Source organism: Spirillospora sp. CA-142024 (genome assembly GCF_050942325.1).
Lineage (GTDB): Bacteria > Actinomycetota > Actinomycetes > Streptosporangiales > Streptosporangiaceae > Spirillospora.
Genome location: NZ_CP192077.1, coordinates 2891620 through 2909724 on the forward strand (window position 1 = coordinate 2891620; position 18105 = coordinate 2909724).

The following is an 18105-nucleotide window of genomic DNA, read 5'->3' on the forward strand; positions in this document are numbered from 1 at the left end:
GGCGCGGGCGGCGCGGCCGAGCTCTGACAGGGGCGGGCTCGGGCCGCCGCCGGCGCCGGCCGGGGCGGCGGAGCGGCCCGCGGGGACGCTCCCGCGCCCTTCGGCGGCCGGGCGGCCGGGTCAGGCCCGCAGAGTCAACATGCTGTCGCGGGTCAGTGCCTTGATCCCGCGCCGCAGTTCCTCGGGGGAGAAGTCCTTGATGATGAGGCGCTGTATCAGGAACCCCGGCAGGATGGCGAAAAGCGTCTTGCCCACGGCCACGACGTCGGTGTCGGGCGGAAGCAGGCCGGTGTCGACGAGGCGGCGCAGGTAGAGCGTCCAGGTGCCGCGGAGAGCCGTGACGTTGTCGGCGACGTACTTGGCGAGCTCCGGGTCGTGCAGGGCGAGCGCCCATGCCTCGGGGGCGAGCCGGACCGGGCCGTTCTCGCCGGACAGCGCGACCACCCTGGAGCTGAGCCGCTCGATCATCTCGTCCAGCGGAAGCAGGGGGTCGCCGTGGACGAGACCGGCGAAGAACGTGTGGAGATCGCCGATCACCGTCGCGATGTTCGCCTCGATGATCTCGTTTTTGCTCTTGAAGTAGCGGTAGACGGCGCCCGCGGAGAGACCGGCCTCGGCGAAGATGTCCTGCATGGACGTGTCGTGGATGCCCTTGCGGATGAAGCAGGCGCGGGCCGCGTCGATGATCTGGCGGCGGCGGCGCTCCAGATGCTCCTCGCTCACTCGTGGCATGCGGCCAATATAAAACGAACGTTCGTTTCTTGACAAGCTCGGAGAGACGGTGCCACGGTGGAGGTGTAAAAGAGAACGGACATTCGTTTTTGGAGGCGACCACCATGCGGTCCTCCCTCGCAGCGCGCACGGCGGCCGTCGCCGTCGCGGCCGCGCTGCTCCAGCTCGTCATGATCATCGCTTTCTCCTGGCCCGCGGCGCGCACGGCCCCCCGCGACGTGCCGATCGTCGTGACCGGCCCGGGCGCCGCCGCGGTGGCGGACCGGCTGGACCACGAGCGTCCGGGCGCCTACGACGTCGGGACCCGGCCCGACGAGGCAGCCGCGCGCGCCGCGCTCGAGGATCGCGAAGCGTACGGCGCCATCGTCACCGCGCCGTCCGGCCCGAAGGTGCTCACCGCCTCCGCCGCCTCGCCGGTGATCGCCCAGCAGCTCGGCGCGATGGCGGCGCGGCTCGGACCGGGCGGCGCCGCCCCGGCACCCGTCCAGGACGTGGTCGCGACCGATCCCGGCGACCCGCGCGGGGCGGGCTTCGGCGCCCTCGCGCTGCCGCTGATCATGTCCGGGATCGCCGCCGCGGTGCTGCTGACGTTCGCGATCCGGTCCGCCGCGTGGCGGGCCGCAGGCGTGGTGCTCTTCGCCGTGCTGGGCGGGCTCGGCGCCGCAGGAATCGCGCAGGGCTGGCTGTCGCTGCTGCCCGGCTCCTACCTGACGCTCGCCGGCGTCATGTCGCTGACCGTCCTCGCGGTGACCGGCACGGTCGCCGGACTGGCCGCCGCCATCGGGCGCGCCGGGATCGGCGTCGGCTCGCTCACGCTGCTGCTGCTCGGCAACCCGCTGTCGGGCGCCACCTCGGCGCCGGAGCTGCTGCCGCAGCCGTGGGGCGCCATCGGCCAGTTCCTGCCGCCGGGGGCGTCGGCCACCCTGCTGCGGTCGGCGGCGTTCTTCGACGGCGCGGGCGGTGCCCGGGCGCTGTCCGTGCTGGCCGCCTGGGCCGTCGCCGGGCTCCTCCTCCTGGCGGTCGGCGGCCTGCGCGCACGGGACAGGGAGCCGGCGCCCAGCCGCGAACCGGCTCTTGCCTGACGGCCGCTTGGGTGACTCTTGGTCATTCCCCTGCGCGAAACGTGATCACTCAATAGCATTCTGTGACTCTTGAGTGGTCGCGAAGGGGGAGACGGTTGGCGGTGTTCCTGCTGCGGCGCCTGGCGAACCACCTGGTGCTGGTCGCCGCGGCCGCGAGCCTCGGCTACCTGCTCGCCGCCGCCGCACTCGATCCGCGCGCCGGCTTCGAGGACCGTGCCCCTCGCCCGCCCGATGCCGTGATCGACGCTCGCCTCAGTGCGCTCAACCTCAACGACCGGGTGCCCCTGGCCGACCGATACGTCACCTGGGCAGACGGTGTCCTGCACGGCGATTTCGGCCGGACGTGGGATGGGGTACCGGTCAACGGCGAGCTGTGGCGTCGTCTCGGCGTGAGCCTGCGGCTGGTCGCCCCAGGGGCCGTCCTCGGCGGCGTCCTCGGCGTCGCGCTCGGCGCCTATGCCGCCGCCCGGCGCGGGCGGGCGGCCGATCGCCTCATCTCGCTCGGCTCCCTCCTGCTGCTCGCCACCCCGGTGTTCGTCCTGGCCGTCCTGTTGCAGATCGCCGCGAGCGGGGCCAACGACGCCATGGGCGTCCGGGTCTTCGTGTGGGTGGGGGAGTCCACACCGGAGGTCTCCGGGGTCGGCGCGCTCACGGACCGGGCGCGTCACCTGCTGCTCCCGTCGGTCACGATCATGCTCGCGCAACTCGCCCTCTACTGCCGTTACCAGCGCGGCCTGATGCTGGACGTCCTGAACGCCGCCTTCGTGCGGACCGCACGCGCCAAGGGGCTCCCGCGGCGCCGCGCGCTGCTGCGGCACGGGCTCCGTACGGCGCTGATCCCGCTGACGACCTACTTCTCCTATGCCTCCGGCCTCCTGCTCCTCGGCGCCGTGTTCACCGAGAAGATCTACGGCCGGCACGGGCTCGGCGAATGGCTCGTCGACTCCGTGACGCGCGGCGACGTCAACGCGGTGGCGGCGGTCGACTGCGTCGCCGCCTGCACGGTCCTGCTGGCCGGACTGACCGCGGACGCACTGAACCTCGTCCTCGACCCTCGTATCCGCACGGGAGCGCCGGTTCCGGGGTTCGCGTCATGAGTGTGGGACGGGCGTCGCCTCGGAGACCGGGCGGGAGCCGGCGCGGGACGGCCGGGGCGGTCCTCTTCGGGGCGCTGGTGCTGCTGGCGTTCGCGGGGCCCTTCGTTTCACCGTGGGGGTGGGACGAGACGGACTTCGCGGCGTTCCGGCAGGGGCCGTCCGTGCGGCACTGGCTCGGGACGACCCAGGCCGGGCGGGACGTCCTCGCCCTCACCCTGCGCGGAGCGCGGAAGTCGTTGCTGATCGGGTCCTTCGCCGCCGTTCTCGCGACCGGGCTCGCCGCCGTCGTCGGGACCGCGGCCGGACTCGCGGGCGGACGGGCCGACCGGACGCTGATGTGGGGCGCCGACCTGCTGCTGGTGCTGCCGTCCTTCCTCGTCGTCCTCGTCCTGGTGCCCCGGCTGGGCGGAGGGTGGCCGGTGCTCGTGCCGCTTCTGGCCGCGTTCATGTGGATGGTGACCGCGCGGACGGTCCGGGCGATGACGGTCTCGCTGCGGGAGCGCGAGTACGTGCTCGCCGCCCGGTTCCTCGGCATGAGCACGCCGCGGGTGATCGTCCGGCATGTGCTGCCGCAGCTCGCCTCGCTGCTGGCCGTGGACGCGAGCCTCAACGTCGGCGTCGCGATCGTCGCCGAGAGCGGGCTGTCCTGTCTCGGGTTCGGGGTGCGGCCGCCGGACGTCTCGCTCGGGACGCTCATCGCAGACGGCCAGGGCACCGCGTGTCCGTGGGCGTTCGGGGCCGGTGCCGGGCTGCTCGTCCTGATCGTGCTCGCGGTGAACCTGCTCGGCGACGGGTTGCGGGACGTCCTCGCCCGGGAGGACGGGCCTTGACGGTTCTGCAGGCCGCCGGCCTCACGGTCGGCTATGCGTCCGGCATGCGTGCCGTGTGCGGAGTGAGCTTCACGGTCGATGCAGGAGAGACCCTCGGAATCGTCGGGGAGTCGGGGGCCGGTAAGACCGCCCTGGCTCTCGCCCTGATGGGGCTCTTACCGGATGCCTCCCACGTGACCGGTTCGGTGCGGTTGCGTGGAGAGGATCTGCTGGGACGCTCCGATGCCGACCTGTCCCGGATACGCGGCAAGGACATCGCGATGGTGTTCCAGGACGCGTTGTCGGCGCTTACGCCCGTCCACACGGTGGGCGGCCAGATTGCCGAAGCCGTCCGGATCCACAGGCGAGTGAGCCGTGCGGCGGCGCGTGCACGTGCCGTTGAGCTGCTCCGCCTGGTCGGCATCTCCGGACGGTGGGCCCGTGCGTATCCGCATCAGCTCTCCGGGGGCATGCGTCAGCGCGTGATGATCGCCATGGCCGTCGCCAACGATCCGGTCGCGATCGTGGCGGACGAACCGACGACCGCCCTGGACCCGGCCGTCCAGGCGGAGGTCCTGGATGTGCTGCGGGTCGCTCAGAAGGCGACCGGCGCGGCCATCCTGCTGATCACCCACGACCTGCAGGTGGCCGCGGGGTTCGCCGATCGCGTGATGGTGATGCGTGCGGGACGAGTCGCGGAGACCGGCCCGGCGGATCTGCTGCGGCCGCCCCGAATCGAGCCTGCTGAAACGCCTCCGGACAGGCCGGACCGCCCCGTTGTGCTGCGTGTGGACGGTCTCGTCCGGCACCACTCGCTTCACAAGGGGCCGCTGGTGCGGCGCAGAGCCGGGACGGTGCGTGCCGTGGACGGCATCACGTTCGACGTCAGGGAGGGGGAGACCCTCGCGCTCATGGGGGAGTCGGGAAGCGGCAAGACCACGACCTTGATGGAGATCCTCCAGATGTCGCGCCCCCAGAAGGGACGCATCACGGTCCTAGGTCACGACACGGCTTTCCTGCGCGCCGCCCGCCGCAGAGCCCTGCGCAAGGACGTTCAGGTCGTCTTCCAAGACACCTGCGCGTCGCTGAACCCCCGTATGCGGGTGTCCGACATCCTCACCGAACCGCTGGCCACGCATGGGCAGCCGATCGGCGACCGTGTCGAGGAACTGCTGAATCTGGTCGGTCTGGAACCCGGCCATGCCCGCCGCTATCCCGGTGCTCTCTCAGGCGGGCAGAGGCAGCGTGTGGCGATGGCCAGAGCACTTGCCCTGGAACCACGGCTGCTGTTGTTGGACGAGCCTGTGTCCGCCCTCGACGTTGCCGTGCAGGCTCGTGTCTTGGACCTTCTGCGGAGTCTCCGTGCACGGCTCGGCCAGGCGTTGCTTCTCGTCGCCCATGATCTGGCCCTCGTCCACACCATCGCCGACCGGATCGCCGTCATGCACATGGGCCGCATCGTCGAGATCGGCTCGACGGCCGAGGTGTGTCGCGCACCCGCCCATCCGTACACGCGCGCGCTGCTGAACGCATTGCCGACGCCAGATCTTCGGCCGAACCGGCGCCTGCGGGACGACCCATCGGACGGCTCGCCTTCCGGGTGCCGGTTCCGTGTCCGGTGCCCGCACTACGTCACGCTGAGCGCCGCCGCCAAACGCCAATGCGAAGAAGACGATCCGGAACAGCGCCCTGTGAAATCCGAAAAGAACGCAGACCAGGCAGCCGCCTGCCATCATCCGCTCCTCAATGCAGAGGTCGAACATTGAGACTGACACTCGCTCTCGTCTTGGTGGGTTTCGCCCTGATGGCCGGGGCCGGATGCAGAGGCACTGAGGCGCCCACGGCCGGCTCGTCGGATCGGCTTCCCGCGTCGGACGTGAACCCGGCTCCGAGAGGCCGTGTGGTGAACGGCGGAACGTTGCGCTGGCCGTTGCCGGAGTTTCCGTCCCAGTGGAACTTCAATCACGTCAACGGCGCCAAGGGCGCGGTCGCGCGCGTCATCCAGGGCGTCCTGCCGTATCTGATGCGCGCCGACGAGAAGGCCGTCCCGCATCCGGTTCCGGAGTACCTGGATTCGGCCACCGTCAAGCGCTCCGAGCACGGCCAGACCGTCACCTACCGGCTCAACCCGCGCGCCAGGTGGTCGGATGGCCGGCCGATCGGATACGCCGACTTCGTGGCCCAAGCCCATGCGCTCTCAGGACGCGACACGAGGTACGAGGCCTCCACCGTTACCGGCTACCGGCAGATCAGGCGCATTGAACGCGGCGCCACCGATCACGTGGTCAAAGTGACGTTCGACCAGACGTACGCGGAATGGCGCAGCCTGTTCAGCCCGCTTTATCCGGCCGCCGCCTACTCCAGCCCGCGCACGTTCAACACCGGCTGGACGAGCGGCCTGCCCGTCACCGCGGGGCCGTTCAAGCAACAGCGGATCGACAGGACGGCCAAAACGGTCACCTTGGTGCGCGATCCCGGGTGGTGGGGCGCGCCGGCGAAACTCGACCGCATCGTCTTCCGTGCCATGGACACCAGTGCCATGCCGGGCGCATTCGCCAATCATGAGATCGACCTGATGGACGTCGGCCTCGACGCAGGTGCGTTACAGCGCGTCGGCCGGGTCCGCGGCGGTGTCGTCCGGAGGGCGGGCGGGCCTGACTGGCGCAATTTCACGTTCAACGCGGCAGGACCCGTCCTGTCCGATCCGCGCGTACGGCAGGCGGTCGTGTTCGGCATCGACCGGCACGTCATCGCGAGAGCCGACCTGTCCGGGCTCGGCGTGCCGGTCAGGACGCTGGGCAACCATTTCTATGTCAACACCCAGGACGGCTACCAGGACAATTCCGGATCATTTGGCGCCTACGATCCGGCGCGCGCCGGGCGGCTTCTGGACGAGGCGGGCTGGAAGGCACACGGCAGGTACCGCACCAAGGCCGGACGAACGCTCTCCCTGCGCTTCGTCGTGCCGTCCGGGGTCCCGATCGGCAAGCGAGAAGGGGAACTGACGCGTGCGCTGCTCGAACGCATAGGCGTGCGGGTGGACATCCAGATCGTCCCTGCCGACGACGTCTTCGAACGCTACGTCACGCCTGGGAACTTCGACATCGTCCCGTTCTCTTGGCTCGGCACTGCATTCCCGGTGTCGCCGATGGAAGCGGTGTTCGCGCGGCCGCACGGTCACCGCGTCCAGCAGAACTACTCCCGGATCGGGAGCGCCGCCATCGACGAGGGGATGGACCGGGCCATCGCAGAGGTCGACCCCGCGAGAGTCCACACCCTCGTGAACAGGACCGACCGGCTGATCTGGCGCCAGGCGTCGGTCTTGCCGCTGTACCAGCGTCCGCAGCTCGTCGCCGTCCGAGCGGACCTGGCCAATCTGGGCGCTTGCGGGTTCCTGGAGCCCGCTTACCAGGACATCGGTTTCACGAAACGGTGAGCATCACGGGAAGGCGAGCCGGACGCCCTTGCGGTCGCTGGTGAAGCGGGCGTTCCACACGTACAGCCGGAGGTCGTCGGCGGACAGGTCCTCCTTGACCGGGAGGTCGGAGACGATGCGGACGATGTAGGAGGCGCCCGCCGGCATCATCGCGCTGCCGTTCTCCTCGATCGGCGCCTTCGACCCGTCCACCCGGGCGGTGATCTTGCTGTGGTTGGGCAGGGTGCACATGTCGTCCGGGATTCCGGCCTGCGGCATGCACCGCTCCCGCGCGTCCGCCGGGACCTGCGCCTTCGGCATGAACAGATCGCCGGGGAAGTCCAGCAGGACGGGCCGCCGCTGGCTGTTGGTGAGGACGTAGTCGGCGTAGGCGTACGTCGTCCCGGACGGCGGGGCCTGTGTGGCGCCGAGCGGCTGCCGGTTCGTCCCGGCCATGACCGCGGCGAGGCTGTAGCCGTAGCCCTCCGGGGTCGTGAAGTTGACGGGCGGCCCGGCCTTCGGGGCGGGGACGGACGAGCCCTGCCCGTCGCCCTGGCTCGCGAGCGTCGGCCGGGTGGAGTCCTCGCCGCCGCCCGTGCCGGGCCGCAGGTACACGATCGCCCCGGCCACCGCGGCGATCCCGACGGCCCCGGTGAGCGCCCCGGCGAGGCCGAGCCTCCCGGCGTGGCTCTTCTTCCTCCGGCGGTGCGAGCGGTACGGCTGGTGGCTGTTGGACATGGTCGTGCGTGCTCCCTCGGGCCCTCTCCAGACTCGGTAAGCGCGTCCTGTCTTCGGCGGCAGGAAACGATACCCGACGCCCGGATCGTCGGTGGTCCAGGTCAGGGACTACGAACGGTGCGTGACGAGGGCGTCGCGGCCGAGCCCCCGCAGGGAGGCGTCCAGCACCTGGGCGGTGTGCGCGACGGCGATGCCGGCGCCGCGCCGGCGCAGCGCGGTGGCGATCTGCATCGAGCAGCCGGGGTTGGCGGCGACCAGTAGTTCGGCTCCGGTGGCGTCCACGTTCACCGCCTTGCGGTCGCCGAGTTCGCCGGCGGCCTCCGGCTGGAACAGGTTATATGTTCCGGCGGAACCGCAGCAGATGTCCGGTTCGTCGATCTCGCGGACGGTGAGCTCGGGAATCCCGGCGAGCAGCGCGCGGGGCTGGAGGCGCACACCCTGGGCATGGGCGAGGTGGCAGGCGTCGTGGTAGGCGACGGTGACCGGAAGTGGACTTCGTTCCGCGCGCGGCCCGAGTTCCACCAGGTACTCGGCGAGGTCCCGGGTCTTGGCCGACAGCGCCCGCGCCCGCTCCGACCAGGCGGGGTCGTCCGCGAGCAGCGCCCGGTACTCCTTCATCGCCGAGCCGCAGCCGGCCGAGTTGACCACGATGACGTCGACGCCCTCGAACGTCTCGACCGTCCGGCGGGCGAAGGCGCGGGCCTCCTCCTCGCGTCCGGAATGCATGGACAGCGCACCGCAGCAGCCCTGGTTCCTGGGGATGACGACGTCGCAGCCCTCCAGGGCCAGGACACGGGCGGTGGCGGCGTTGACGCCGGGGAAGAACTCGCTCTGGACGCAGCCGGTCAGCATCCCGACCGTGGCGCGGCGCTCACCGCGCGCGGCGACACGCTCGGGGAGCCTCGGCGCTTTGCCCAGAGGCGGTGCGAGCCGTTCCATCGCGGCGATGGACGGCGAGATGCGCTCCAGGACGCCGCTGCGCCGTACGAGCCACTCCAGACCCGATCGCTGGTACGCGCGGAGGGGACCGCGCAGGGCACGAAGCCTCCGCCTATACGGGAACAACTGGAAGACCAGTTCCCGTATGGCCCGCTCCTTCAGCGAGCGCGGGTGCTCGCGTTCGACGTCCGCACGGGTCATCTCGATGAGGCGGTCGTACTGCACGCCTGAGGGGCAGGACGTCACGCACGCCATGCATCCCAGGCAGCGGTCGAAGTGCTCGACCATCGCCCCACTCAGCGGCTCGCCCTCCACATGCTGCTGCATGAGGTGGATGCGACCTCTGGGGGAGTCCATCTCCTCGCCCCACAACACATACGTCGGGCACGTGGGCAGGCAGAAACCGCAGTGCACGCAGTCGTTGAGCAGATTCGGGAGGTCATCCTGAGTGCTCATCAGATTCCTCCTACGAAACGGCCGGGGGACAGGCGGTTGTCCGGGTCGAACTGGTCCTTCACCCTCCGCATCAGCGTGAGCGCCGGAACCGGGCCCCACACGTCGATCGCGGCGCGCACCTCTTCCGGCGCGTAGCGGACGACGGCGTTGCCGCGATGCCGGGTGAGGACGTCACGCAGACGACCGAGGACGTCGGCCACCCCGTCCGGTCCCAGTTCGGCCGGGAGGCCCACGTACCCGTGTCCGCTGCCGCTCCATGTCGCGGCGACGTCCGGGCCGAGCGTGGTGAGGACGTCGGGAAGTGCGGGGGGCGGGGCGCTGATGTCGATGAGGGCGGTGCCTTCCGGGTAGGCGCCCCAGCCGTCCGGTGCGCTCTCGGCGATTTCGGATTTCTCGCCGAGCAGTTCTGCGATCTGCCGAGCGCGCGCGGCGACACCGTCCGGGACGCCTTCCAGGAGGACCGCGACCGTTCCGGGGGCGATGAACTCGACCGCGCTGGGCGCGACAGGAGAGTGGAGGACGGTCTGGACCGCGTCATGCGTGTCCTCAGGGCCGTCCACGGCACATGTCACATATGCGGACGCCGTGGGGATCGGATGCAGCCGGAACGTCGCCTCCACGATCAGGCCGAGTGTCCCGTAGGAGCCGGAGAGGAGCCGCCCCAGGTCGTACCCGGCGACGTTCTTGACGACCTTGCCGCCCGACCGCGCGATCTGGCCGTCCGCTCTGACGACCGTGAGCCCGATGACCAGGCTCCTGGGCGTCCCGTACAGCGAGCGGAGCGGGCCGGCCGCGCCCGTGGCGATCGTCCCGCCGACCGTGGAACCGGGCAGGGGGAGGTCCAGTGCGAGCCGCTGCCCCCGTTCCGCCAGCTTCTCGTTGAGCCGGTCCATGGGCAGCCCGGCCTCCGCCTTGGCGACCAGGTCGCCGGCGGTGTGCTCGACGATCTTGTCCAGCCGGTGGGTGTCGACCAGCAGATCGCAGCGTTCGGGAGGCGTCCCCCAGTCGAGGCGGGTCTCGGCGCCACGCGGGACGACGGCCAGCGCCTTCTCGGCGGCGACGCGCATCACGTCGGCGGCCTCCGCGAGGCTCGCGGGTGCCGCGACGAACGCCGGCTCCACGCCGAGCACGCCTTCCGCGGGCTCACCGGGCCGTACATCGCCGCACACCTTCGCGAGGGCGTCCAGAGGCCGCATCAGAAGATGTCCGCCTTTCCCTCGAACGGGTGCGGGCCCTTGCGTTTGCCGGGCACCTCGCCGCACAGGCGCGGGGTGGGGAAGATCTTGCCCGGGTTGCACAGCCCCGCGGGATCGAAGCCGCAGCGGACCATCTGCATCGTGTCCAGGTCGGTGTCGGTGAACATGCGCGGCATGTAGCGGGCCTTGTCCACGCCGACGCCGTGCTCGCCGGTGATGGAGCCCCCGTGCTCGATGCACAGGTCCAGGATCGCGCCCGACACCTTCTCGGCGCGCTCCTCGGCGCCCGGCTCGGAGTCGTCGAACAGCACCAGCGGATGCAGGTTGCCGTCCCCCGCGTGGAACACGTTCGCGACCCGCACGCCGGACTCGGCCGACAGGGCGTCGATGCCGGCCAGGACGTCCGGGAGGACCGTCCGCGGGATGACGCCGTCCTGGACGAGGTACGCCGGGCTGATCCGGCCCACCGCGGCGAACGCGGACTTGCGCCCCTTCCAGATCAGGGCCCGCTCGACGTCGTCGGCGGCGATCCGGATCTCGAACGCGCCGGAGTCCCGGCACAGCCGTTCCACCTCGGCGAACTGGGCCGCGACCTCGGCGTCCGGGCCGTCCAGCTCCACGATCAGCACCGCGCCGGCGCCCGCCGGGTACTCGCAGCGCACGGCCGCCTCGGCCGCCTCGATCGCGAGCGCGTCCATCATCTCGATCGCCGCCGGGACGACGCCCGCGCCGATGATCGCCGACACCGCGGCGCCGCCCGCCTCGATCGAGCCGAACGCGGCCAGCAGCGTCTGCACGGTCTCCGGCACCCGCGTCAGCCGCACCGTGATCTTGGTGGTGATGCCGAGCGTGCCCTCCGCCCCGACGAACACGCCCAGCAGGTCGTAGCCGGGCGCGTCCGCCGACAGTTCGGCCAGTTCGCCGTCCGGGGTGACGACCTCGCAGGCCAGGACGTGGTGCGCGGTGAACCCGTACTTCAGGCAGTGCGCGCCGCCGGAGTTCTCCGCGACGTTCCCGCCGACCGAGCAGATCTGCTGGCTGGACGGGTCGGGTGCGAAGTAGTACCCGTACGGCCGGACGGCCCGCGTCACGTCCAGGTTGATCACGCCGGGCTCCACGACGGCCCGCTGACCGGGGATGTCGATCTCCAGGATGCGCCGCATCCGGGACGTGACGATCAGCACGCCGTCCGCGCGGGGCAGCGCGCCGCCGGACAGCCCGGTCCCGGACCCGCGGGCCACGTACGGGATCCCGGCCGCCGCGCACTCCCGGACGATCGCCGCGACCTGCTCGGCCGTGTCGGGCAGCACGACGATCCCGGGCGTCGACCGGTGGTTGGTGAGGCCGTCGCACTCGTAGGTGCGCAGCCGCACCGGGTCGGTGATCACCCGGTCCGTCCCGAGCAGCGCCGCCAGCCGGGAACCGAGCGCCGCGAGCATGGTGTCCATCACCTCCACGATCCTCCGCCCCCGATCCCCCCGCAAGATCGGGGGCCTCCGGGTTACGGGAACCGCTGGTACGCGGGCGTGGTGAGGAACTCGGAGTACTCGCCGGCCAGGGTGACCTGCTTGAAGAGGGCCACGGCCTGGTCGTAGCGGGGCTCGTTGTACGCCTGCCCCAGCTCCGCGCGGATCTTGCCGAGCTCCTCGTCCAGCAGCTCCTCGACCCACTCCCTGGTGATCTTCCGGCCCTCGGCGGTGGAGACGCCGTTGTAGATCCACTGCCACACCTGGGAGCGGGAGATCTCCGCGGTGGCGGCGTCCTCCATCAGGTTGTGGATCGCGACCGCGCCGGCGCCGTCCAGCCAGGTCGCGAGGTAGCGCAGCGCCACGTCGATGTTGTTGCGCAGGCCCGTCTCGGTGATCTCGCCTGGGGTGGCCTTGACGTTGAGCAGGTCGGCGGCGGTGACGTCGACGTCCTCGCGGAGCCGGTCGAGCTGGTTCGGCCGGTCGCCGAGGACGCCGTCGAAGACCTCCCGGCAGACCGGGACGAGGTCGGGGTGGGCGACCCAGGAGCCGTCGAAACCGTCGCCGGACTCGCGGGTCTTGTCGGCCCGGACCTTCTCCAGCGCGACCTTGTTGACCTCCTCGTCGCGGCGGGACGGGATGAACGCCGCCATGCCGCCGATCGCGTGCGCGCCGCGCCTGTGGCACGTCCGGACGAGCAGCTCGGTGTAGGCCCGCATGAACGGCGCGGTCATCGTGATCGCGTTCCGCTCCGGCAGGACGAAGTCGGCGCCCCGGTCCCGGAACTTCTTGATCACGGAGAAGAGGTAGTCCCAGCGGCCGGCGTTCAGGCCGGCGGAGTGGTCGCGCAGCTCGTAGAGGATCTCCTCCATCTCGAACGCGGCCGGGATCGTCTCGATCAGCACGGTCGCGCGGACGGTGCCGCGCGGGATCTCCAGGGCGTCCTGGGCGAGGTTGAAGGCGTCGTTCCAGAGCCGCGCCTCAAGGTGGCTCTCCATCTTCGGCAGGTAGAAGTACGGGCCCTTGCCCTTGGCCAGCTGCCGGCGGGCCGAGTGGAAGAGGTAGAGCCCGAAGTCGAACAGCGACCCGGACATGGGCTCGCCGTCGATCAGGAGGTGCTTCTCCTCCATGTGCCAGCCGCGCGGCCGGACGACGATGGTCGCGAGCTCCTCGTCGGCCTTGAGCGCGTAGGACTTGCCGCTCTTGCCGTCGGTGAAGTCGATGGTGCGGTCGAGGGCGTCCCGCAGGTTGAGCTGCCCCTCGATCATGTTGTTCCACAGCGGGGTGTTGGCGTCCTCGAAGTCGGCCAGCCACACCTTGGCGCCCGAGTTCAGCGCGTTGATCGTCATCTTCCGGTCGGTCGGGCCGGTGATCTCGACGCGGCGGTCCACCAGGCCGGGGGCCGGCTCGGCGACCCGCCAGGAGTCGTCGTCCCGGACGCCCGCGGTCTCGGGCAGGAAGTCCAGTGTCCCGCCGGCGGAGAGCCCGCGCTGACGTTCCGCGCGGGCCTCCAGGAGCTCCTTGCGCCGGGCGCCGAACTCGCGCTGCAGGGCGGCGAGGAGGCCGAGCGCCTCGGGGGTCAGGATCTCCTCGTACCGCTCGCCGAGGGGTCCGGTGACCTCGATGCCTTCCAGTCCAGCCATCTCCCTGCCCTTTCGTATAGTGAAATTCGACTTCTGTTACGTGGAGAACGGTACTCGCCGGTACTGAGCCCGGTCAAAGCGGGGTTCCCCCGCAGACCTCCCCGCGCGCGCTTGCGTCAACCCAAGGTGAAACAGGGCGATAACCAGGTGACCTCTGGGGACGGTGCGTGAGACGATCGCCGGGAAGATACGGCCGCGAGGCGGCGTTCTACCGAGGACATATGACTCAACCTTTCTCTGCAGACCAGACCCAGAATCCGGAAGAGATCGAGTACGAGCCCATGACGGGCGAGCTCGACCTCGAGGACCGGCGGGCACTGCGCCGCGTCGCGGGCCTGTCCACCGAGCTGACCGACGTCACCGAGGTCGAGTACCGCGCTCTGAGGCTGGAGCGGGTCGTCCTCGTGGGCGTCTGGACCGAGGGGACGTCCGAGGCGGCCGAGAACTCCCTGCGCGAGCTGGCGCTGCTCGCCGAGACCGCGGGCTCGCAGGTGCTCGAGGGGCTCGTCCAGCGGCGGTCCCGCCCCGACCCGGCGACCTACATCGGCTCCGGCAAGGCCGCCGAGCTGCGCGACGTCGTGATCTCCACCGGCGCCGACACCGTCATCTGCGACGGCGAGCTGGCCCCGAGCCAGCTGCGGCACCTGGAGGAGACCGTCCAGGTCAAGGTGATCGACCGGACCGCGCTCATCCTCGACATCTTCGCCCAGCACGCCAAGAGCCGCGAAGGCAAGGCGCAGGTGGAGCTCGCGCAGCTCAACTACCTGCTGCCGCGGCTGCGCGGCTGGGGCGGCAACCTGTCCCGGCAGGTCGGCGGGCGCGCCGCGGGCGGCGTCGGCATCGGCGGCCGCGGCCCCGGCGAGACCAAGATCGAGCTGGACCGGCGGCGGATCCGCACCCGGATGGCAAAGCTGCGCCGGCAGATCGCCGACATGTCCAAGGCCCGCGACACCAAGCGCGGCGAGCGGCGCCGCCACGCGGTCCCGGCCGTGGCCATCGCCGGCTACACCAACGCCGGCAAGTCGTCCCTGCTCAACCGGCTCACCGGGGCCGGCGTGCTGGTCGAGAACGCGCTGTTCGCCACCCTCGACCCCACCGTCCGGCGCGCCGAGACGCCCGGCGGCCGCGGCTACACCCTCGCCGACACGGTCGGGTTCGTCCGGCACCTTCCGCACCAGCTCGTCGAGGCGTTCCGCTCGACGCTGGAGGAGGTCACCGACGCCGGGCTCGTCCTGCACGTCGTGGACGGCTCCGATCCCGACCCCGAGGCGCAGATCGACGCCGTCCGCGAGGTGCTCCGCGAGATCGACGCCGACCGGATCCCCGAGATCATCGTGATCAACAAGGCGGACGCCGCCGACGAGCTCGCGATCGCGCGGCTGCAGCGGCGCGAGCCGCACAGCGTCGTCGTGTCCGCCCGCACCGGGTTCGGCATCGACGAGCTGCGCGACGCCATCGAGGCGGACCTGCCGGGACTGGAGAGCGAACTCCAGGTCCTGGTGCCGTACGAGCGCGGCGACCTCGTCGCGCAGGTGCACGAGCGGGGCGAGGTGCTCAAGCAGGAGCACGTCGCCGAGGGCACCGTCCTGCACGCTCGTGTTCCGGCGGCTCTCGCGAGTGAGCTGGCCCAGTACGAGACCGTCTCTCCAACGGCCTGAACCCCGCTCCCACCGGGGTTTTCACGGATCCCGGTGGGTTTGGGGCCGCCGGCGGATCGGGTTCGGGAACGTCCGAAGGCGCTCCCTGGTCGCCGAACGGTGACAGCTTGTCCAATCCGCTTGACGGCACGGTTGAAATCCGTACCGTCGAAGAGCCAGGGGCGGGGTGATGGGTGTCGATGTGCTGCGAGCAGAGGTTGTCCGACGGACCTTCAGTGCACTACCGTGACGAAACCGATATCTCCGGTCTTGTTGCCAGTGGTGGCCTTCCGGTCACCCGACCCTCCAACGGTGGAGTCGCCGGCATCCAGTCGGCGTTTCGGATCGAGAGCAGGTGGCCCAACCATGGCAGGTCCGAACGCCGGCACGAGGCCAGGCGCCCCGTCCCATCGCCAGAAGGCGCCCGGAACCGCGCTGACGCGCGCATGGCCCCACCCAGGTCGGTGACCCTATGACGGTACGGCTGTTGACGAACATCGGCAGGCTCTGGACGGGCACCGACGTCTGCAGCAACGCCGCGGTGCTCATCCACGACGACCGGGTCGTCTGGGCCGGGCCCGCATCCGACCTCCCGCAGAGCGTCCCCGGCATCATCGACGACATCGTCGACGTCGACCACGTGGAGAACCTCGGCGGCGGCCTCGTCACGCCGGGCCTCATCGACGCGCACTCCCACCCCGTCTACGCGGGCAACCGGTGGGCCGAACTGGCGATGCGCACGAGCGGCTCGTCCCACTCGGCCATCACCGCCGCGGGCGGTGGCGTCAATTCCACGGTGACCGTCACCCGGGGCACCGACCCCTGGACGCTGTGCAACGGCGTCCGCGAACGGCTCCGCCAGTGGATCCTCGCCGGGACGACCACGGTCGAGGCCAAGACCGGCTACCACCTCACCCGCGACGGCGAACTCGCCGACATCCGGATGCTGCGGTCGCTGGAGGGCGAGCCCTCCATGCCGCGCATCCACGCCACGTTCCTCGCCGCGCACATCCTGCCGCCGGAGTTCTTCGGCCGGCGCCGCGACTACATCGAGGCCGTCCGGCTGTGGGCCGGCGACGCCGCCGTCGCCGGCGCCGACTCGATCGACGTCTACTGCGACGAGGGCCACTTCACCGCCGAAGAGGCGCGCGCCCTGCTGCTCACCGGCAAGCGCGCCGGTCTGAAGGCCCGCATGCACGCCTGCGCCAACGAGCGCATCGGCGCCGCGCAGGTCGCCGCCGAGGTCGGCTGCGCGTCCGCCGATCTGCTCACCCAGGCCAGCGACGACGACATCAAGGCCCTCGCCCATGCCGGCGTCACCGCGACCGTCTGCCCCGGCAGCGCCCTCAACAGCAGCCGCGCCCCCGCACCCGTCCGGCAGATGCTCGACCGCGGCGTCACCGTCGCCCTCGGCACCGACCACAACCCCGGCCAGTGCGGCATCACGTCCATGCCCCTCGTCATCGGGCTGTCCGTCGCGATGTTCGGGCTGAGCGTGACCGAGGCTCTGCGCGCCGCCACGCTGGGCGGAGCCGCCGCGCTGCGCGTCGGCGACCGCGGCTCCCTCGCCCCGGGGATGCTCGCCGACATCGTCCTGTGGGACGCCGACCACGAGGGCGCCTTCGCCTGGGCGTTCGGGCTCCGCGCCCTGCGCGTCTGGCGCGGCGGCGTCCCCGTCCAGCCCTGACCCGGCCCACCGCGGCACGGATGATCCCGTCGCATCGCCCAGAGGCCGCGCCGCGCGCCTCCGCGCGCCTCCGCGCGGCCGATCCCGGGAGCGAGGCCGTCGCCGAACCCGCCGGTGATGGGTAATGTCGCCCCATGGGCAGTGCGGTCGCCGTCGTCACCGATTCCACGGCCTATCTTCCGCCGGGCCTCGCCGAACGGCACGGGCTGACCGTCGTCCCCCTCCAGATCGCCGTCGGCGGCACCACACGGGACGAAGGCGACATCAGCACCGCCGAAGCCGCCCAGGCGCTGAAGGAATGGCACCCCATCACCACGTCCCGTCCGGCTCCCCGGCGCTTCGCGGATGTCTACGAGGCCGCGGCGTCCTCCGGCGCCCGCTCCGTGGTCTCCGTACATCTGTCGTCGGCCATGTCGGGGACGGTGGAGGCGGCCCGGCTCGCGGCCGACGACGCACCCGTGCCCGTGAGGGTCGTCGACAGCGGAACCATCGGCATGGGCCTCGGGTTCGCCGCACTCTCCGCGGCGGCCGTCGCCATGTCCGGCGGCTCCGCCGAGGAGGCCGTGGCCGCCGCCACCCGGCGGGCCGAGCTCACACGGTCGCTCATCTATGTCGACACCCTTGAGCACCTGCGGCGGGGCGGCCGGATCGGTGCCGCCGCGACACTCCTCGGTTCCGCGCTGATGGTGAAGCCTCTGCTCGACATCGCGGACGGACGGATCGCGCCGCTGGAGAAGGTCCGGACCTCCTCGCGCGCGCTGGCCCGGCTGGAAGAGCTCGCCGTCGCCGAGGCCGGTGACCGGCGCGTCGACCTGGGCGTCCAGCACCTCGCCGCCTCCGGCCGCGCCGAGGCTCTCGCCGCACGGCTGCGCGAACGCGTGCCGCACGTCGAGGACGTCTATGTGGGCGAAGTCGGCCCCGTCATCGGTGTCCACGTCGGTCCCGGCATGCTCGGCGTCGTGGTCGCTCCGCAACTTTGAGCCACCCGTGCGGGAGGCGGCGCCGGGGATGACCGGGCTTTAGGCGGTTCTGCCCGTGCCCGGTGCGGCCCCCGCCCGGGGGTGCTGAGACCGGGTTATCCACAGTTTCGGAACCCGTCGCGGCCGTTCTGCCTCCTTCCTTAGCGTCAGGCGTCATGAGACCCGACACGGAAGATCGCCTGCACACCCTCATAGGACGGCTGAGGCCGTCCGCCGCGCCACCCGCGG

At 71.3% G+C, this 18105-nt stretch carries 14 protein-coding genes; 8 read left to right on the plus strand and 6 right to left on the minus strand.

Annotation, left to right across the window (positions count from 1 at the left end; genetic code table 11):
• Positions 1 to 120: 120 nt before the first annotated feature.
• Positions 121 to 732, minus strand: coding sequence for a TetR/AcrR family transcriptional regulator (locus ACQPZP_RS14005; protein ID WP_433478044.1), 612 nt, complete (start codon positions 730 to 732; stop codon positions 121 to 123).
• A gap of 104 nt (positions 733 to 836) precedes the next feature.
• On the opposite strand from ACQPZP_RS14005, the gene ACQPZP_RS14010 reads away from it, so the two are divergent.
• The 5 genes from ACQPZP_RS14010 (at position 837) to ACQPZP_RS14030 (ending at position 7156) form a co-directional block, all read left to right on the plus strand.
• Entirely contained in the window at positions 837 to 1814 is a 978-nt protein-coding gene (locus tag ACQPZP_RS14010; protein ID WP_433478045.1) for a hypothetical protein, read from the plus strand.
• 101 nt (positions 1815 to 1915) lie between these two features.
• Positions 1916 to 2911 (plus strand): ABC transporter permease, encoded by a 996-nt coding sequence (locus ACQPZP_RS14015; protein WP_433479608.1) that lies wholly within the window; start codon positions 1916 to 1918, stop codon positions 2909 to 2911.
• Entirely contained in the window at positions 2908 to 3741 is an 834-nt protein-coding gene (locus ACQPZP_RS14020) for an ABC transporter permease (protein ID WP_433478046.1), read from the plus strand. Before ACQPZP_RS14015 ends, ACQPZP_RS14020 begins: the two co-directional genes overlap by 4 nt.
• Before the next feature lie 44 nt (positions 3742 to 3785).
• Positions 3786 to 5486: a dipeptide ABC transporter ATP-binding protein gene (locus ACQPZP_RS14025; protein WP_433479609.1), complete on the plus strand. Its 1701-nt coding sequence runs from the start codon at positions 3786 to 3788 to the stop codon at positions 5484 to 5486.
• 137 nt (positions 5487 to 5623) lie between these two features.
• Positions 5624 to 7156, plus strand: coding sequence for an ABC transporter family substrate-binding protein (locus ACQPZP_RS14030; RefSeq protein WP_433478047.1), 1533 nt, complete (start codon positions 5624 to 5626; stop codon positions 7154 to 7156).
• Positions 7157 to 7159: 3 nt separating this feature from the next.
• On the opposite strand, the gene ACQPZP_RS14035 is transcribed toward ACQPZP_RS14030, so the two are convergent.
• From ACQPZP_RS14035 to aceB, 5 genes are all read right to left on the minus strand, one after another.
• A complete protein-coding gene (locus ACQPZP_RS14035) occupies positions 7160 to 7873 on the minus strand; it encodes a hypothetical protein (RefSeq protein ID WP_433478048.1) in 714 nt (237 codons plus the stop codon).
• A gap of 108 nt (positions 7874 to 7981) precedes the next feature.
• Positions 7982 to 9268, minus strand: coding sequence for a (Fe-S)-binding protein (locus ACQPZP_RS14040; RefSeq protein ID WP_433478049.1), 1287 nt, complete (start codon positions 9266 to 9268; stop codon positions 7982 to 7984).
• Positions 9268 to 10464, minus strand: coding sequence for an FAD-binding oxidoreductase (locus tag ACQPZP_RS14045; protein ID WP_433478050.1), 1197 nt, complete (start codon positions 10462 to 10464; stop codon positions 9268 to 9270). Before ACQPZP_RS14045 ends, ACQPZP_RS14040 begins: the two co-directional genes overlap by 1 nt.
• Positions 10464 to 11912 (minus strand): FAD-linked oxidase C-terminal domain-containing protein, encoded by a 1449-nt coding sequence (locus ACQPZP_RS14050; RefSeq protein WP_433478051.1) that lies wholly within the window; start codon positions 11910 to 11912, stop codon positions 10464 to 10466. Before ACQPZP_RS14050 ends, ACQPZP_RS14045 begins: the two co-directional genes overlap by 1 nt.
• Before the next feature lie 53 nt (positions 11913 to 11965).
• Entirely contained in the window at positions 11966 to 13573 is a 1608-nt protein-coding gene (gene aceB, locus ACQPZP_RS14055) for a malate synthase A (RefSeq protein WP_433478052.1), read from the minus strand.
• 221 nt (positions 13574 to 13794) lie between these two features.
• On the opposite strand from aceB, the gene hflX reads away from it, so the two are divergent.
• From hflX to ACQPZP_RS14070, 3 genes are all read left to right on the plus strand, one after another.
• Positions 13795 to 15231 (plus strand): GTPase HflX, encoded by a 1437-nt coding sequence (gene hflX, locus ACQPZP_RS14060; RefSeq protein WP_433478053.1) that lies wholly within the window; start codon positions 13795 to 13797, stop codon positions 15229 to 15231.
• A 451-nt stretch (positions 15232 to 15682) separates the two neighbouring features.
• Positions 15683 to 16897, plus strand: coding sequence for an imidazolonepropionase (hutI, locus tag ACQPZP_RS14065; protein ID WP_433468212.1), 1215 nt, complete (start codon positions 15683 to 15685; stop codon positions 16895 to 16897).
• A 134-nt stretch (positions 16898 to 17031) separates the two neighbouring features.
• Positions 17032 to 17877 carry a DegV family protein gene (locus tag ACQPZP_RS14070; protein WP_433478054.1) on the plus strand — a complete coding sequence of 282 codons (846 nt, stop codon included), beginning with the start codon at positions 17032 to 17034 and terminating at the stop codon, positions 17875 to 17877.
• The last annotated feature ends 228 nt before the right edge of the window (positions 17878 to 18105 follow it).

What these genes read in the sequence shown, in the direction of transcription:
- ACQPZP_RS14050 (WP_433478051.1), bottom strand. Translation starts at nt 11,912, where the DNA reads ATGGACACCATGCTCGCGGCGCTCGGTTCCCGGCTGGCGGCGCTGCTC.
- hflX (WP_433478053.1), top strand. Translation starts at nt 13,795, where the DNA reads ATGACTCAACCTTTCTCTGCAGACCAGACCCAGAATCCGGAAGAGATC.
- ACQPZP_RS14025 (WP_433479609.1), top strand. Translation starts at nt 3,786, where the DNA reads ATGCGTGCCGTGTGCGGAGTGAGCTTCACGGTCGATGCAGGAGAGACC.
- ACQPZP_RS14035 (WP_433478048.1), bottom strand. Translation starts at nt 7,873, where the DNA reads ATGTCCAACAGCCACCAGCCGTACCGCTCGCACCGCCGGAGGAAGAAG.
- ACQPZP_RS14005 (WP_433478044.1), bottom strand. Translation starts at nt 732, where the DNA reads ATGCCACGAGTGAGCGAGGAGCATCTGGAGCGCCGCCGCCGCCAGATC.
- hutI (WP_433468212.1), top strand. Translation starts at nt 15,683, where the DNA reads ATGACGGTACGGCTGTTGACGAACATCGGCAGGCTCTGGACGGGCACC.
- ACQPZP_RS14045 (WP_433478050.1), bottom strand. Translation starts at nt 10,464, where the DNA reads ATGCGGCCTCTGGACGCCCTCGCGAAGGTGTGCGGCGATGTACGGCCC.
- ACQPZP_RS14040 (WP_433478049.1), bottom strand. Translation starts at nt 9,268, where the DNA reads ATGAGCACTCAGGATGACCTCCCGAATCTGCTCAACGACTGCGTGCAC.
- aceB (WP_433478052.1), bottom strand. Translation starts at nt 13,573, where the DNA reads ATGGCTGGACTGGAAGGCATCGAGGTCACCGGACCCCTCGGCGAGCGG.
- ACQPZP_RS14020 (WP_433478046.1), top strand. Translation starts at nt 2,908, where the DNA reads ATGAGTGTGGGACGGGCGTCGCCTCGGAGACCGGGCGGGAGCCGGCGC.
- ACQPZP_RS14070 (WP_433478054.1), top strand. Translation starts at nt 17,032, where the DNA reads ATGGGCAGTGCGGTCGCCGTCGTCACCGATTCCACGGCCTATCTTCCG.
- ACQPZP_RS14010 (WP_433478045.1), top strand. Translation starts at nt 837, where the DNA reads ATGCGGTCCTCCCTCGCAGCGCGCACGGCGGCCGTCGCCGTCGCGGCC.